The 16,645-nt window shown below is 38.2% G+C and carries 13 protein-coding genes, 2 tRNA genes and 1 pseudogene; 6 read left to right on the top strand and 10 right to left on the bottom strand.

What is annotated here, in order from left to right:
* From ACFIKY_RS04600 to rpsL, 4 genes and pseudogenes are all read right to left on the bottom strand, one after another.
* A pseudogene (locus ACFIKY_RS04600) lies at window positions 1-76 on the bottom strand (elongation factor Tu); the annotation flags it as partial.
* Between the two features lie 62 nt (window positions 77-138).
* Entirely contained in the window at window positions 139-2,223 is a 2,085-nt protein-coding gene (fusA, locus tag ACFIKY_RS04595) for an elongation factor G (RefSeq protein ID WP_015856588.1), read from the bottom strand.
* 24 nt (window positions 2,224-2,247) lie between these two features.
* A complete protein-coding gene (gene rpsG, locus ACFIKY_RS04590) occupies window positions 2,248-2,718 on the bottom strand; it encodes a 30S ribosomal protein S7 (RefSeq protein ID WP_015856589.1) in 471 nt (156 codons plus the stop codon).
* 18 nt (window positions 2,719-2,736) lie between these two features.
* A complete protein-coding gene (gene rpsL / locus ACFIKY_RS04585; protein WP_005773262.1) occupies window positions 2,737-3,108 on the bottom strand; it encodes a 30S ribosomal protein S12 in 372 nt (123 codons plus the stop codon).
* Window positions 3,109-3,603: 495 nt separating this feature from the next.
* Between rpsL and xth the strand changes: the two genes are divergently transcribed.
* From xth to ACFIKY_RS04560, 5 genes are all read left to right on the top strand, one after another.
* A complete protein-coding gene (gene xth, locus ACFIKY_RS04580) occupies window positions 3,604-4,386 on the top strand; it encodes an exodeoxyribonuclease III (protein ID WP_375653234.1) in 783 nt (260 codons plus the stop codon).
* Window positions 4,387-4,508: 122 nt separating this feature from the next.
* Complete coding sequence (locus ACFIKY_RS04575) at window positions 4,509-5,414, top strand: transporter substrate-binding domain-containing protein (protein ID WP_375636226.1); 906 nt, start codon at window positions 4,509-4,511, stop codon at window positions 5,412-5,414.
* A 141-nt stretch (window positions 5,415-5,555) separates the two neighbouring features.
* Window positions 5,556-6,308 (top strand): amino acid ABC transporter permease, encoded by a 753-nt coding sequence (locus tag ACFIKY_RS04570; RefSeq protein WP_375636224.1) that lies wholly within the window; start codon window positions 5,556-5,558, stop codon window positions 6,306-6,308.
* A 2-nt stretch (window positions 6,309-6,310) separates the two neighbouring features.
* A complete protein-coding gene (locus tag ACFIKY_RS04565; RefSeq protein ID WP_375661459.1) occupies window positions 6,311-7,027 on the top strand; it encodes an amino acid ABC transporter permease in 717 nt (238 codons plus the stop codon).
* 11 nt (window positions 7,028-7,038) lie between these two features.
* Window positions 7,039-7,785 carry an amino acid ABC transporter ATP-binding protein gene (locus tag ACFIKY_RS04560; protein ID WP_015856594.1) on the top strand — a complete coding sequence of 249 codons (747 nt, stop codon included), beginning with the start codon at window positions 7,039-7,041 and terminating at the stop codon, window positions 7,783-7,785.
* Between the two features lie 102 nt (window positions 7,786-7,887).
* On the opposite strand, the gene ACFIKY_RS04555 is transcribed toward ACFIKY_RS04560, so the two are convergent.
* From ACFIKY_RS04555 to ACFIKY_RS04530, 6 genes are all read right to left on the bottom strand, one after another.
* The gene (locus tag ACFIKY_RS04555) at window positions 7,888-8,679 is read right to left on the bottom strand and encodes a tetratricopeptide repeat protein (protein ID WP_375636221.1); all 792 of its coding nucleotides are present in this window, start codon (window positions 8,677-8,679) and stop codon (window positions 7,888-7,890) included.
* Window positions 8,680-9,822: 1,143 nt separating this feature from the next.
* Entirely contained in the window at window positions 9,823-12,546 is a 2,724-nt protein-coding gene (locus tag ACFIKY_RS04550; protein WP_375636219.1) for a valine--tRNA ligase, read from the bottom strand.
* Between the two features lie 137 nt (window positions 12,547-12,683).
* The gene (locus ACFIKY_RS04545) at window positions 12,684-13,250 is read right to left on the bottom strand and encodes a DUF2497 domain-containing protein (protein ID WP_375661457.1); all 567 of its coding nucleotides are present in this window, start codon (window positions 13,248-13,250) and stop codon (window positions 12,684-12,686) included.
* Between the two features lie 260 nt (window positions 13,251-13,510).
* The gene (locus tag ACFIKY_RS04540; protein WP_375661461.1) at window positions 13,511-14,752 is read right to left on the bottom strand and encodes a TolC family outer membrane protein; all 1,242 of its coding nucleotides are present in this window, start codon (window positions 14,750-14,752) and stop codon (window positions 13,511-13,513) included.
* A gap of 108 nt (window positions 14,753-14,860) precedes the next feature.
* On the bottom strand, window positions 14,861-15,535 hold the full coding sequence (locus tag ACFIKY_RS04535) for a protein-L-isoaspartate O-methyltransferase (RefSeq protein WP_375636216.1): 675 nt from the start codon (window positions 15,533-15,535) through the stop codon (window positions 14,861-14,863).
* 234 nt (window positions 15,536-15,769) lie between these two features.
* A tRNA-Cys gene (locus tag ACFIKY_RS04530) sits at window positions 15,770-15,843 on the bottom strand.
* Window positions 15,844-16,027: 184 nt separating this feature from the next.
* Between ACFIKY_RS04530 and ACFIKY_RS04525 the strand changes: the two genes are divergently transcribed.
* Window positions 16,028-16,102 (top strand) — tRNA-Asn (locus tag ACFIKY_RS04525).
* Window positions 16,103-16,645 lie beyond the last annotated feature (543 nt).

The following is a 16,645-nucleotide window of genomic DNA, read 5'->3' as shown; positions in this document are numbered from 1 at the left end:
TCTTCCCATGATCAACGTGACCAATCGTACCAATATTAACATGCGGTTTTGTTCGTTCAAACTTGCTCTTCGCCATCTGAGCTCTCCATTTTCCGTCCAAGCCAAGGACTAAGTTAAAAATTAATTACCAACCTGAAATTACGCGTATTTCTTTTGAATCTCCAAAGCAACAGCCGAAGGTACAGGCTCGTAATGATCAAACTGCATTGTGTACTGTGCACGCCCCTGACTCATAGAGCGAAGGGTATTCACATAACCAAACATATTTGCCAAAGGAACCATCGCATTCACAACCGTTGCAATACCGCGCGCTTCAGTTCCTGAAATCTGTCCCCGACGAGAATTGAGATCACCAATAACATCACCAACATAATCATCTGGTGTAACAACTTCCACCTTCATGATCGGTTCAAGAAGCTGTGCACCAGCCTTCTTTGCTCCATCACGAAAAGCTGCACGAGCAGCAATCTCAAAAGCCAAAACCGAAGAATCAACATCGTGATAGCCACCATCAATAAGAGTTGCTTTTACACCAAGCATAGGAAAGCCTGCAAGAGGACCTGACCCCATAACACTTTCAATCCCTTTTTGGACGCCGGGAATATATTCTTTAGGAACAGCACCACCCACAATCTTCGACTCAAAAATAAAGTCATCACCATCATGAGGCTCAAAAACAATTTTCACACGAGCAAACTGACCGGCACCACCCGATTGTTTCTTATGCGTATAATCAATTTCCGCCATTTTAGTAATTGACTCACGATAAGCAACTTGAGGCTGCCCAACATTTGCTTCAACCTTAAATTCACGCCGCATACGGTCAACAATAATATCAAGATGAAGCTCACCCATTCCAGCTATAATAGTCTGACCAGATTCCTCATCCGATTTAACACGAAATGAAGGATCTTCGGCTGCCAGACGATTAAGAGCAATACCCATTTTTTCTTGATCTGCTTTTGTTTTCGGTTCAATTGCAATCTCAATAACAGGCTCTGGAAATTCCATCCTCTCCAAAATAACAGGCTTCAAAGGATCACAAAGAGTATCACCTGTTGTCGTCTCTTTAAGCCCTGCAAGAGCAACAATATCACCAGCAAATGCTTCTTCAATATCCTCACGAGAATTTGAATGCATTTGAAGCATACGCCCCAAACGTTCTTTCTTCTTTTTCACAGTATTCTCAAGAGAAATACCTTTCTGAACTTTACCTGAGTAAATACGACAGAACGTCAACGAACCAACAAAAGGATCATTCATAATTTTAAAAGCAAGCATAGATAGTGGAGCATCATCTGAAGATTCGCGTGTCGTCTCAGTCTCAGTCTTCACATCAATACCACTAATTGCCGGAACATCAACTGGAGAAGGAAGATAAGAAACAACAGCATCCAAAAGCGGCTGAATTCCCTTGTTTTTAAAAGCTGTACCACAAAGAACCGGATGAAACTGAACTTCTACTGTCCCCCTACGAATGAGAGAAACAAGCTGTTCATTGGTTGGCATAACACCTTCTAAATAAGCCTCTGTCGCAGCTTCATCAACCTCCACAGCCATCTCAATCAATTTCTCGCGATATTCTTCAGCTTTCTCTCTTAAATCAGAGGGAATTTCACTTATCACCGCCGAGGCACCAATAGAACCATCCCACTTTAAAGCCTTCATTTCTACAAGATCAACAACGCCTTCAAAGTCATTTTCAGCACCAATCGGCAACTGCAAAACAAGCGCTTTAGCACCCAACCGAGAACCAACCATCTCCACACTACGATAGAAGTCAGCTCCTATTTTGTCCATTTTATTAACAAAAACCATACGAGGCACACGATATTTCTCAGCTTGCCGCCAAACAGTTTCCGTCTGAGGCTCCACACCAGCATTTGCATCCAACAAAGCTATTGCACCATCAAGAACACGCAAAGAGCGCTCAACCTCAATCGTAAAATCAACGTGCCCTGGCGTATCAATAATATTAAAGCGACGCTTCCGACCGTCACGCCCTTCCCAAAACGTCGTTGTCGCAGCAGACGTAATCGTAATACCGCGCTCCTGCTCCTGCTCCATCCAATCCATCGTAGAAGCACCATCGTGGGTCTCGCCAATTTTATGATTCTTGCCGGTATAGAACAGAATACGTTCAGTCATCGTAGTCTTACCAGCATCAATATGCGCCATAATACCAAAATTACGATAATCTTCAATTTTATATTCGCGAGCCATTATATTTGCCTTAGTTTAAAACTTCTACCAGCGATAGTGAGAAAAAGCACGATTAGCCTCAGCCATACGATGAACATCTTCACGCTTTTTCACGGCAGAACCGCGATTATTAGCCGCATCCATCAGTTCACCAGATAAACGCTCAATCATCGTCGTTTCATTCCGACCACGTGCCGCAGCAATCAACCAACGAATAGCAAGAGCCTGACGACGATCAGGACGAACATCAATCGGAACTTGATAAGTAGCACCACCAACACGGCGTGAGCGAACTTCAATATGAGGAGCAACATTCTCTAAGGCCCGATGAAATAGAGCCACAGGGTCTGTTTTTACTCTTTTTTCTACAGAATCGAGCGCACCATAAACAATACGCTCTGCAACTGATTTTTTACCATCAAACATAATGGCATTCATAAATTTCATAATAACCAAATCACCAAACTTAGGATCTGGATTAATTTCACGCTTTTCTGCTCTATGACGACGGGACATTGGCTTTGTCTCTCAATATTATTTTGGACGCTTTGCGCCATACTTTGAACGACGCTGTTTACGATTCTTGACACCCTGCGTATCAAGCAAACCACGAATAATGTGATAACGAACTCCTGGCAAATCTTTCACACGACCACCACGAATCATCACAACAGAGTGCTCTTGAAGATTATGTCCCTCTCCAGGAATATAACCAATCACCTCAAATCCATTCGTCAAGCGAATCTTAGCAACTTTACGAAGAGCAGAATTAGGTTTCTTCGGTGTTGTTGTATAAACACGCGTACAAACACCACGCTTCTGCGGATTCGACTGCAAAGCAGGAACCTTATTACGTTTAACTGGCGCTACACGCGGTTTGCGAATCAACTGGTTTACGGTAGGCATGCAACCTTCCTCTTTTCGATCTACATTCGTCTCACCCAATCGGGCTTTTCTATTTCATTTCTATCCACTCCAATAGAATCGGAACAGATATCTAAGTCTACACACAAAATCGGGCATACCTGCAAAAAACAGTTCACCCGACCACAAGCAGAGAAGGCAATAGCCTTTTGCACTAGCATTTGCTTTTAATCTTCTTAACACCTGTGAATAATCTTTCGGTTCATATCCAAAACACCTGATCACATCCACATCGGTTATGTCCACCTCTAATAGCGAGAACACTTACATTCGTCAAGAACTAAACAGCAGAAAGTTTTTAAAAATGAAAATAAATTAAATTTTAAAACTTTAAATTTGCTTTTACCGCTACTCTTGATAAATCAATTTACCATAGTAATATCCCTATAAATAAAAAAAGCAGCAATGTGACTGTAATAAAACATGAATGCAGTAAATTAAATTGAATTGCATACTTGATATCTAATGATGAGCGCCATGAAAATAGCAACGTGGAATATTGCTGGAATAAAAGCACGACATGAAACATTATGTCAATGGCTGCAGCAGAGTCAGCCGGACATAGTCTGTTTACAGGAAATTAAAAGTATTGATGAAAATTTTCCACGCGATGCAATTGAAAATTTAGGTTACCATATAGAAACACACGGACAAAAAAGTTTTAATGGTGTTGCGATTCTCTCTAAAAGAACACCAGATGAAGTGATCCGTCGATTACCAGGCAACGATAATGATGAGCAGACACGTTACATTGAAGCTGTTTATTCAACAAACAAAGGTGTTGTTCGTGTTGCATCTCTCTATTTACCAAATGGGAATCCTATTGAGAGTGAAAAATATTCCTATAAAATAGAATGGATGGAAAGATTATATACACATGCAAAATCATTGCTTGCGTATGAAGAACCCCTTATTCTAGCGGGTGATTATAATGTCATCCCCGCTCCATTAGATGCAAAAAAACCTCAAGAATGGTATCAAGATGCCTTATTTCTTCAAGAAACAAGAAAAGTATTTCAACGTATTCTTAATTTAGGTCTTTACGATGCTATCCGGAATGTCACCGATACTCCCTCCTTCAGTTTTTGGGATTTTCAGGCGGGTGCTTGGCCTAAAAATAATGGGATTCGCATTGATCATTTATTATTATCACCAGAAGCTGTTGATCAGCTTATTTGCGCTCATAGTCAAACAGAAGTAAGGGGATATCAAAAACCATCCGACCACGTTCCTGTTTGGATTCACCTTAATATCAATTAAGAAAGTACACCCCCCATTATGAAACAACAAAAAAATTCCACTCAAAAATAATAACTATGCTACACCATGTAAACAGTATATCTTAAACAGCTAAAGTAAAGATAAATGAATGGAGGACATAAATGAAGAAATCATTATTAATGTTTATTGCAGCAACGGCCATTGGTTTCACAAGCGTCGCGCATGCTGAACATGATACTCTTGAAAAAATAAAACGAACAGGGGAAATTACTTTAGGTGTCCGTGAATCATCTGGTTTAGCCTACGCCCTTGGTAATAATAAATATGTAGGTTTTCATACAGAAATGGCAGAACGTATCATTGATGATATCTCAAAAAAAATTGGTAAACCAATTAAAATTCATTATCTTCCTATCACTTCTCAAAATAGAATTCCTCTCTTAAAAAATAAAACCTATGATTTTGAGTGCGGCTCAACAACAAATGATATTGCCCGCAGTAAAGAAGCAGCATTTGCTTATACGACATACATTGAAGAGGTTCGGATTGCTGTAAAGAAAAACTCTAACATTAAATCTCTTGACGATTTAAATGGAAAAACAGTCGCAACGACCACCGGTACAACATCTGTTCAACTTATTCGTAAAAACAAACGTGCAAAAAACATTCAGTTTAAAGTTTTAAAGGGGAAAGATCACGGAGATAGTTTTTTATTATTAGAATCTGGTAAGGCAGATGCTTTTGTTATGGATGCTTCAATTCTTGCTGGACATATTGCTAAATCAAAGAATCCATCTGATTATGTCATTCTTGATACTGTACTTTCAGTCGAACCTATCGCCTGTATGCTCAGATTAAATGACAAAAAATTTGAACAAACAATCAACGATAGTATCGTACGTCAGATTAAAGATGAATCACTTGAAAAGCTTTATAATAAGTGGTTTATGAAACCGATTCCACCTGCTAACACTGTTATGAACCTTCCCTTGTCAAAACAAACAAGATATGCTTGGGATCACCCAAATAGTAAGCCTCGAGAAAGCTACACAGAAAAAGATTTATAAAATTTAATAAAGAAAAACCACACTCTTTAAAAATTGAGTGTGGTTTATATTTTAATTCACTTTTTAATAAATTTGGCCTATGTAGATGCGCTTAATTTATTGTCCTATTTGTGAATGACTAATTTGAGGGAATATCAATTAATGGACTTTTCTTTCCTTTGTAGAGATGACCTTACCCAAACACTGGTAACAGGATGCCTAGGAGCTCCCGGCGTGAGCCATACCTATTTAGATACACTTCTCGATGGCTTAAAAAATACGGTTATATTGTCTATCACTTCACTTATCTTAGCTGTATTGTGTGGTGTTATTATAGGAACAATGCGCACTTTACCCAAAACATCGATAATCAATTATATATTTCGCACTATCGGTGCTATTTGGGTAGAGATTATGCGTAATATTCCCCTCCTTGTACAAGTATTTTTGTGGTATTTTGTTGTTCCTAAGATTTATCCACCAGCGATGAAATTTTCCCCTATTTTCTTAATAACATGCGCATTGGGATTCTTTACATCTGCACGCATTGCAGAACAGGTTCGTTCAGGCATTGAAGCGATTCCTTCTGGACAACGTTATGCTGCTATGGCAATGGGGTTTACAACTTATCAAAGTTATCGCTATATTATACTACCACGTGCTATACGTACAATTATGCCGCCTCTTACTTCAGAAGCAATGGGCATTGTGAAAAATTCGTCTATAGCATTCGCCGTTTCAATAAATGAGCTCATGCAATTTCAATACCAAGCAATTGAAGAGGTAAGCCATGTTTACGAAAATTATTTGCTTGTTACGATTCTTTATATTCTAATAGCCTTATTCGTATTCATTGTGATGACAGTCATTGAACAAATACTCAAAATTCCTAATTTTCAAACAAAGGGAAATTGAAAATGATGAATTTCATAAGCTCTCAGTTTGGACTTTATTTTCCTTTCAATTTTTCCGACTTTGATTTTTCCTTTTTTACCTTTGATGTATTTCGTTCTTACATTTTATCAGGTTTGCTCTTTAGCGTTTTTCTAACTCTTTTTGCAACGGTATTGGGGTTTGTTTTCGGCACCCTTTTAGCAATGATGCGCCTTTCTTCCATAAAACTTCTTTCTTGGTTTGCAATCGTTTACATAACAGCTATGCGTTCAATACCACTTGTGATGGTTATCTTATGGTTTTTCGTGCTTTTGCCTTTTTTAACCGGTACATCCATCGGTGCAAATAAATCAGCACTCATTACCTTTACCGCATTTGAAACGGCTTATTTTGCAGAAATTATGCGTGCTGGCATAAACTCAGTTTCGCAAGGACAAAAATATGCGGGACAAGCTCTCGGAATGACATATTGGCAAAGTATGTACATTGTCATTCTTCCTCAAGCCTTTAGAGACATGCTACCAGTTTTTTTTACACAAGTTATTATCCTTTTTCAGGATACAACCCTTGTTTATGCAATCAGTGGCAACAGTCTTTTAAATGGTTTTGATATTGCTGCTAATAATTTTGGTGTAAAGCAAGAAGCTTATATCTTAGCAGCTGTTTTCTATTTTGTTATCTGTTTTACACTGTCACAAATAGTTTTGTATTTACAAAAAAAAGTATCCATTATTCGCTAATAGGAAAAAAAATGTCTACTCATATGATCGAAATAAAAAATGTTTCTAATTGGTATGGCGAAATTAAAGTCCTTAAAAACTGTACAACCAACATTAATAAAGGAGAGGTCGTTGTCGTTTGTGGTCCATCAGGATCAGGAAAATCAACACTCATTAAAACTATTAACGCTCTCGTTCCTTTTCAAAAAGGTGAAATTTGGATTAACGGAGTACCAGTTCATTCAAAAAAAACGAATCTGCCTAAATTGCGAAGTCAAGTGGGAATGGTATTTCAACACTTCGAGCTTTTCCCCCATTTATCTGTCACAGAAAATTTGACAATTGCGCAAATTAAAGTCCTAAAACGAAGCAAAAAAGAAGCACTTGAACGTGGATTGTTGTATCTTGAACGCGTTGGGCTGATTGAACACAAAGATAAATATCCTGGTCAACTTTCTGGAGGGCAACAACAACGTGTTGCTATTGCACGTGCCTTAACTATGGATCCACTTGTCATGCTTTTTGATGAACCAACATCTGCTCTAGATCCTGAAATGGTAGGTGAAGTGCTCGATGTCATGATTAGCTTAGCAGAAGAAGGTATGACGATGATTTGTGTAACCCATGAAATGGGATTTGCACAAAAAGTCTCGGAGCGTGTTATTTTCATAGATCAAGGAACAATTCTTGAAGACTGTTCATCTAAAGAGTTCTTTTCTGATCCACAAGCGAGAACACCAAGAACGCAAGAATTTTTGTCTAAAATCTTAAGTCATTAGCCGTTATATTATCACAAAAAGCTATCTCTACTGTAAACTTAGACACAAGACAGTAGAGTTTAATAACGGATGAGAGAATGTAAAAATATTACAATCAGATGTTTAAAAACTGTTATTTTTTAAAATATCAGCAACCAGTGAAATTGCTGTACGTCTCTCAAATTCATTACAAAGAGCAAAAGCCTGTTCTTGCAAAGGGCGAATCCAATTTCTGTCTTTTACATTAGCTTTTTCATAGGCAGCAGTTAACAATGCTGCCCCACGGACAATTTTTCCTTCTTGAAGCAGCATATTTCCAAGCATTGCTTGGGCGGAAGGATTTCCTTTTTTTGCTGAAAGTTGAAACCATCGTGCTGCTTGTATAAGATTCTTCTCCCTTCCCTCTCCCTTTAAAAATATTTTTCCTAAATGATACTGAGCTTTAGGATTTCCATAGTTCACCGCAGCCTGCATATAAAGATGAGCAGCATAAGAAGGATCAGGTTTCACAGGTGATTGAGGAATACCTTTTTTTATATATCCCGCAAGTTTAACCAATGCATCAGAAACATAACTTTCATCCTCTGAACCAAGATCAGTACCTTTTTCAACAATATATGCCAAAAAATGATATGCCTTATAATCATTTTTAGGGACACCATCACCGTTTGCATAGATAGAGCCAAGTTTCCAATTCGCACCAATATGGCCTCTCTTAGCCGCACGACGTAATGCTGCAATAGCCTGATTTATATGTCCATCTTTATAAGCAGACATACCACGTTTAAAAAAATAAAACGAACCATCATTCGCTTCTTGCAAGCTATTAACATCTATTGCATAAACAGTCGAAAAAAATCCCCCTAAAATCACAACAATAGTGGCTTTTTTCCATATCTGAAACCTATTAACCATTTCCCCCCCCCTATCTCAATTTTAATGATTATATCTGTTACAAATTTCTTTGTAGATATTTAAAGCCTTTTTCTTAGTAAGAAGCACACGCGATTTTAAAGTAAAAATTTTAAAAGAAAAGATCAATAAATTAAAACCATCCAAAATGTTCGATAAAATTAAGTATCCATTTTTATATATAACAAATTGATTTTTAAATATAAATCATCATTCTATATTTTGTAACACCTCCTTTAACATTCTAGGATTTATTGATTTTAAAATTGTATACGTATGAATAAAAGTCGCTCAATAAAATAACGTGCATTAAACAGCAACTTGAGAACGAAGAGAATACATAATGAATGGTAAGCGTTTAAGCATAAAAAACAATACGAAAGATAAATAAATATAATGATGATCGTTAACTTATAACTTCACAACTGCCTTACCAGCTTAAAGATGAAGTTTTTTGCCACCGTCAATCTATAAACAATACAGCTTTTTGTTTAACAGATTCCACCTGACATCATTTCACATGGGGTTAATTCATACTTTACACACAAGCCCTACCTCAGAATACTCACCACTACATAAAACAAAAATACCACATGTGTAATTTTACATGCCTTATATTGCTACTCTAAATGATGATGTTTTACAGTAATAAAACAACATATTGATTTATAATGATAATTTACCTTTTTTGTATGTTGAATGAGTCCCTAGAATATCGTAAGATTCTCTCATTCAAAACCTGTTCCATGTTGAATCAATCAAACCCATCCGCTTGCACATTACAAGCAGAGAGAGCTATGTGGATAAAAACTCTGTATAAGAAAGAACTAAAAATGCCTCTTATGAACGGTCTTAAGTGCCAAGTCCTTGTCCGGATTGGGTGGGATGGTGCCAGCGCTTGTTACTTCACAAGCGTAAAGAAGGGGAGCTCAATGAATTTACCGTTATACCATTCATGATTTCCGTCGTGAAATAGGCTCGGGTACCTTAAAAGATGTTTCTTTAATGATAAACATAAAACAATGGATTTCAGTAGAGATTTTATGATCGTTCATGAAAAACTAACAAAAGAAAAAGTTTCTTTAAAGAAGATCTACACCAGCCCTAATAGTATGAAATCATCCATCAAAAAATAAAAAGCTGAAATCAATCCAACCGCTCTAAAGCAACAAATATTTTCTTCTGCGCTGCACGCAGTTCTACAACCCTGTTCCGTTCACGCTCAACAATTTCTGCTTTTGCATTTGCTATAAATTTGGGATTGTTTAACTTAAGCGATATTTTTTCAATATCTTGTTCAATTTTACTGACATCCTTCCTCAAACGAACACGTTCAGCCTCCAAATCAATCAACTGTCCTAATGGTAAACAAAAAACAGCCTCTCCCAAAATCATTTGTGCCGATACTTCCGGAACTTTATCAGAGAAATCAATAACTTCAATACGCGCTAATTTTTTAAGAAGTGCATCATAACGCCTCACACGCTCTCGCGTTACTTCCCCTCCTTCAACAACAACAAGAGGTGCTTGTGTAGCCACTGGAATATTCATTTCAAAACGTACTGACCGAATCCCTGTAACGACATCAATAAGCCAATTAATATCATCAGCAGCTTCTTCATCTATCAATGTTTCCTCTGGCCATTTTGTCAATGCGAGCATATCCTCACGCTTGATGGCTTGCGTTTCTGTAAGAGACCACAACTCTTCCGTCATATGAGGCATAAAAGGATGAAGAAGTTTATAAACTTCATCTAAAACCCAAGCAGTACAAGCTTGAGCCTCATTTTTAGCATCTTCATTTCCCCCCTGAAAAATAGGTTTGAGAAGCTCCAAATACCAATCACATAATGTATTCCAAATGAAACGATAAAGTGTGGCAGCTGACTCATTAAATTTATAGTGTTCAATACCAGCCGTCACTGCTGAAATCGTTTTGGATAATTCTGTTAAAATCCAACGATTAAGCGCCAATTTTGCTTGTTCTGGCTTAAAAGTTGGATCATGCTTCACACCATTCATCTGTGCAAATCGGGTAGCATTCCACAATTTCGTAGCAAAATTACGATAACCAGCAATACGGGAAGCGTCAAGTTTTACATCACGACCTTGTGCTGCCATAATAGCTAAAGTAAACCGAAGTGCATCAGCACTATATTGATCAATAAGCTCTAAGGGATCAATAATATTTCCCTTTGATTTTGACATCTTTGCACCCTTTTGATCCCGAACAAGAGCGTGCACATAGACCGTTGGAAAAGGAACGTCACCCATAAAGTGAAGTCCCATCATCATCATACGAGCAACCCAGAAAAAAATAATATCAAATCCTGTCACGGATAAAGATGTTGGGTAAAAAGTAGATAATTCAGTCGTTTTATTTGGCCATCCTAATGTTGAAAAAGGCCAAAGAGCTGATGAAAACCAAGTATCTAAAACATCCGGATCACGGATTAATTCAACAACCTCACCATAATGAGCAAAAGCTGAATCTAAAGCCTCTTTTTCACTTTTTTCAACAAAAACCGTTCCATCAGGACCATACCAAGCAGGAATCTGATGTCCCCACCACAATTGGCGAGAAATGCACCAAGGTTGAATATTTTCCATCCAATTGAAGTAAGTCTTTTTCCAGCTATCGGGAACGAACTGCGTTTTGCCTTGTTGAACAGCCTCTATCGCTGGCTTTGCTAATTTAGCAGCATGAACATACCATTGATCTGTCAAAAACGGCTCAATAGGGACACCACTGCGATCTCCATGAGGAACCATATGGGTATGATCGTCCACAGAGGCTAAATATCCCTGTTCTTCCATCAAAGAAACAATCTTCTGGCGCGCAAAAAAACGATCAGATTTATCGAGATTTTCTACTAACATTTTTAATTCATCTGATAAAATCAAACCATCAAAAAATGCTTCATTTTCACGGAGAAAAATCTCGGCTTTTTGGGTAAAAATATTGATCAAGCGTAAATGATTACGCTGTCCTACTTCAAAATCATTAAAGTCATGAGCTGGTGTGATTTTTACAGCACCACTTCCAGCTTCAGGATCAGCATGCGTATCACCAACAATTAATAACCTACGACCAACAAGTGGCAAAAGAGCATTTTTACCGATAAGATTTTTATAACGCTCATCTTCAGGATTAACGGCAATTCCTGTATCACCAAGCATTGTTTCTGGTCGTGTTGTCGCCACTGTTATAAAAGTTGTCGCATCATTTGGATCAAAAATTTTACCCTCAAGTGGATATCTAAAGTGCCACAAATGTCCTTGAACTTCTTTTTGCTCAACTTCAAGATCTGAAATAGCTGTCAACAATTTAGGATCCCAATTGACGAGGCGCTTATCCCTATATATCAACCCTTGCTTATAAAGCGTGACAAAGACTTCACGAACTGCCTGCGACAACCCCTCATCCATTGTAAACCGCTCACGCGACCAATCACATGAAACCCCAAGGCGACGCAACTGGTTTGCAATAACGCCTCCAGTTTCATAACGCCACTCCCAAATACGCTCAATAAACTTTTCTCTCCCCATTTCTTGACGCGTTGGCTCTTGGCGTTCTGCAAGTTGACGCTCTACAACCATTTGTGTAGCAATCCCAGCATGATCCATACCAGGCTGCCACAAGACATTTCTGCCACGCATCCGCTGAAATCTAACTATTATATCTTGAATTGTCGTATTGAGCGCGTGCCCCATATGAAGTGAGCCCGTAACATTAGGAGGTGGAAGCATAACGCAAAAAGGTTCTGCACCGCTTTTAGAACCAGCTCCCACTTTAAAGGCCCCACGAGTCTCCCATCTCTTTGCAACCCGTTGCTCTATAGAGGCAGCATCATAGTTTTTTTCTAACATTCCATCCATCCATAACGCCACTGAAAAACACAATATATGATCAAATCCCGATCAAAAACCCGTGATTTTCAGCTATTCACTAGAGAGCTCGCAAAATCGCAAACAAAATTCTCATAAAATGAAAAACATAAAAACAATTAAGATAATTTTTTAATCGCTTTCACAATCTCTTCACGCAAAATATCTTCCAGCAAAATAGGCAATTTAGACTGTAACCATTCTGCTATAGCCGGACGCAACACATCCTTTGCAATCCTTTCTGCAGAAGAAATACAATATGCAGACAATTCCACATGACCATCCCCTCTAGCTTCTGACTGTGATTTCCTTATCTCATCTTCATATTCTTTTGCTTTATAAACAGAATTCCGTTCTTCAGAAGAAAGCTTCATCTTTTGCATATCCATACCAACTGTATTATTTTCTGCCTCTATATCCTCTTTCTCTTGCGTTATCTTCCCCCCTTGATTTTCAGAAGAAAGACCAATACGATCAGCTAAAGCTTTCATAGCATCATCAACCGATAAGGTTGTATCATAAATACCCTCTGATGCAGATTCTGAACGACCTTCCGAAGCATTCACTGCAACATCTTCATTTAAAAAGTGATCAGATTGAACCGCATTTTCTTCGATTATTTCACGAATAGATGTTAAAATTTCATCCATACTTGGCTCACGTAACACGCTTGAACTCTGTACCATACTTTACAACCTCTCAAAGACGCAACAACAAATAGAATCATACTTTCAGTGTATGCAAAAGAATCATAAGATCAACATGCCTCCCGCGATATTTTCAAATATGCTTGTCATAAAGAGGGCGCTACACACAATTTTCTGCACTTATAAAAATAACATCTCACCATTCTATTTTTAAACATATTCAACTATTGATTTACTAATCTTTTAAAAACTAAAATAATTTAAGATTAAAGAGATACTTTTATGCATTATCGGATATATTATTTAATTGTTTTTAAACCTAAATAATTTGCAGTCAATCTACCAATAGAAGATTGAACACTATAGCTTGCCACAACAGCATTACGCTCCGCCATTGCAAGCGCAATCTGAGCATTAATCAATTGAGTACGAGAATTTAAAACATCCAGCGTCGTTGCTTGCCCTACGCGATTTTCTTGAACACGGCCTTTCAGAGCAATTTCAGCAGCACGAACACTTTCACGGTAAGCAATAACAGATGAGCGCGCGCCCTCCAACTGAAACCAAGCAGAAGTAAGTACTTGCCTAGTATTACTATGCACCAAATCGAGTTGAAGCTGCGCCTGTCCAAGCTGTTCCCTTGATTGACGAATTTGCGCAGACGTACGACCTCCTTCAAAGATTGGGACACTTACTGACAATCCTATTGATTTAGAAACTCCATCCTCTCCAGCACCGCTGTAGATTCGATTATAAGATGCTGTTGCAGAAAAATCAACTTTAGGGAGCAATGCTCCTTCTTTCGCCTTTACATTGTAAACACTCGCATCGACTAAATATTTAGCATAAAGGATTGCTGGATGCATCACAACGCTCATTTGGTAAGCCATATCAAGGTTGACGGGAAAATCTTTGGCTACGGGTGGGCGTTTCAACTTTTCAGGATCAGAACCAATAACTTGTCGATACACTGCCTCTGCTGCTTTTACATCAGCACGAGCAAGACTCAGCTCTGAAACAGCCACGGAACGTGCAGCTTGAGCTTGAGCAAGATCAACATGCCCTCCTTCACCCACATCAAATTTTGCTTTATTGGAACGAACTTGTTCTTCAAGAGCTGCCAAATTTTCTCTCCGAAGATCGGCAACACGACGTGCGTGATAGACATTAGCATAAGCGGTCACTGTCTCCAGAAACGTATTTTGTTCAACATTACGAAGATATTCACGCTGAGCCTGCAACTTAACTTGAGCTGAAGAAAAGATATTTTGCGTGATAAAACCATCAAATAATCTTTGATTTAATCTCACGCCTATAGATCCAGAAGTGACATAAGGACCTGTAAAAGACTTATTCCGACCATAGCTCCCAACCCCCTCAACTTGAGGCAATAACCCTGATCGCGCAATGACAACATCATCACTGGATATACGCACAGCTGCACGTTCACTATTCAACTTAGCATTATGCTTATAAGCCTTAGAAAAGGCATCCATCAATGTCTCAGCATAAACAGTATCTGATAGTAAAATATTCAACACCAGTAATAAACACACCTGAAACTTCTTGTTTACTCTAAACACAATACACACAATAACAAACCCCAAATAAATTACAAAATTATCTTTTATTCACAAAACAAACAAGCACTAAAACACAAAACCAGGTGTTTTTAAAAAACAAGGAATAGGCTTTACAGCGAGGTTAAAAGCACGACGTGCAGAAATGATTCCATCTTCTTTTATATAGATTTGTGCAACAGCAGCATTTCCATACCCTTCAACCACAACAAGACGTCCACAGTCTTTCATTTGATCAAAGATACCTTGTGGAATAAAATCAACAGATCCCTCAATGAAAATCACATCGTAAGGTCCCTCAACGGCATATCCTTGCTCTAATGGACCATGAACGACAACCACATTATCACATTGATTACGTTCTAAAGCTTCAAGAGCACGTTCAAAAAGAGATTTATTACTTTCCAACGCAATCACAGACCCTGCAAGTTTTGCAAGCAACGCTGCACAATAACCACTATTTGCACCAATATCTAAAACAACATCTGATGATTTTACAGCGGCAAGCTGTAGTAATTTCGCTAGAGATGCAGGTTTCATCAAATAGCGTGCAGGAACCCCATCTTGTACTGGACATAGAACAATGTCGGTATCAAGATAACTTAATACTTTCATATCTTCCGATACAAAATCTTCACGAGATACCGTTAAAAACGCTTCAAGAACTGATAAATCCGTTACATCAACTGTACGAATTTGATTGTCAACCATTTTGCGACGAAGCTCAGCAAAATCTGCAACCATAACGAATATTTTCTCCTAACCTACAAAAAACAAACAAAACAGCGACAATGATGGACGAAGATCTCTCAAACTATGAGCGTTACGAAAAAGGATGCTCCAGTCAACAATTAGATTTTAACTGTATGATCTCTCATAAAAAAGTGTCTTCACAACTATAGAGGAACAACTATAGAGGGAAATAATCTATTTTCCTATACCTCATCTCCCCTAAAAGCCGTTTCGTTTAAAATCGGCTGGAGGCCTCGCCCGGAATCGAACCGGGATACAAGGATTTGCAGTCCTCTGCGTAACCATTCCGCCACGAGGCCTCGTCAACAAACATAAAGGTTTCAATAAGGGAAGGCAACGCATCCGTCAAGGTGTAGAAATTTTCTCTCGCCTTTTTTCCTCTTATTACACAATTTATCATATTTTTTTAAAAAAAGTAATTTTATCCTTTGCAAATCAGTATTGCTTTGCTATAGCCTTTTCAACTAAATGATTGGGCACCATTCCCCGGTAGCTCAGCGGTAGAGCAACCGGCTGTTAACCGGTTGGTCGCTGGTTCGAATCCGGCCCGGGGAGCCACATTCTTTTCTATCACAAATAACTTATTGGTTTTCCATATGTTTTTTTAAGTGAGGAATTCGTTAATAAAAGTGAGAGAATAAGGTTTTTACTATAAAGTAGAAACACAATATCCTACGGGATGTATTTTTTTCAATGAACGCAAAGAACCATTGATTCATTTTAAAATAGCACAAATAAGATTACTTTTTTCAAACTACCGCGCCTCTATCAGAGAGCTCTGCAATTATTTGCACATTATAAAATAGGGCTTCTTTCACGAGAAGGAATTATTAAGCTCCATCAGCAATGAAAAAGATCTCATATAATTTTTGTCCAAGGAAAAAATGATTTGTACTCCATAAAGCAATTAAACTTAAAAAACTGCTCATGAAGCAATCATTTTGAAAAATGGAAGAAACAACAATCAGGGCATATATTATCTCCATACATCCCACATAACCGCCTCCCCATCTTAAAAGCAAAAAACATCAAACAAGTCTGTAAACATTCCGGCGTCTTATCTAACAGGTTGTTCCTCCTGCTAACCACTTCAACGCTTTA

The sequence above is a fragment of the Bartonella sp. CR127HXZ genome (assembly GCF_042194555.1).
GTDB classification, from domain to species: domain Bacteria; phylum Pseudomonadota; class Alphaproteobacteria; order Rhizobiales; family Rhizobiaceae; genus Bartonella; species Bartonella grahamii.
Note: the sequence above shows the minus strand (reverse complement) of the source record. Positions and strands in the feature narration are given on the sequence as shown.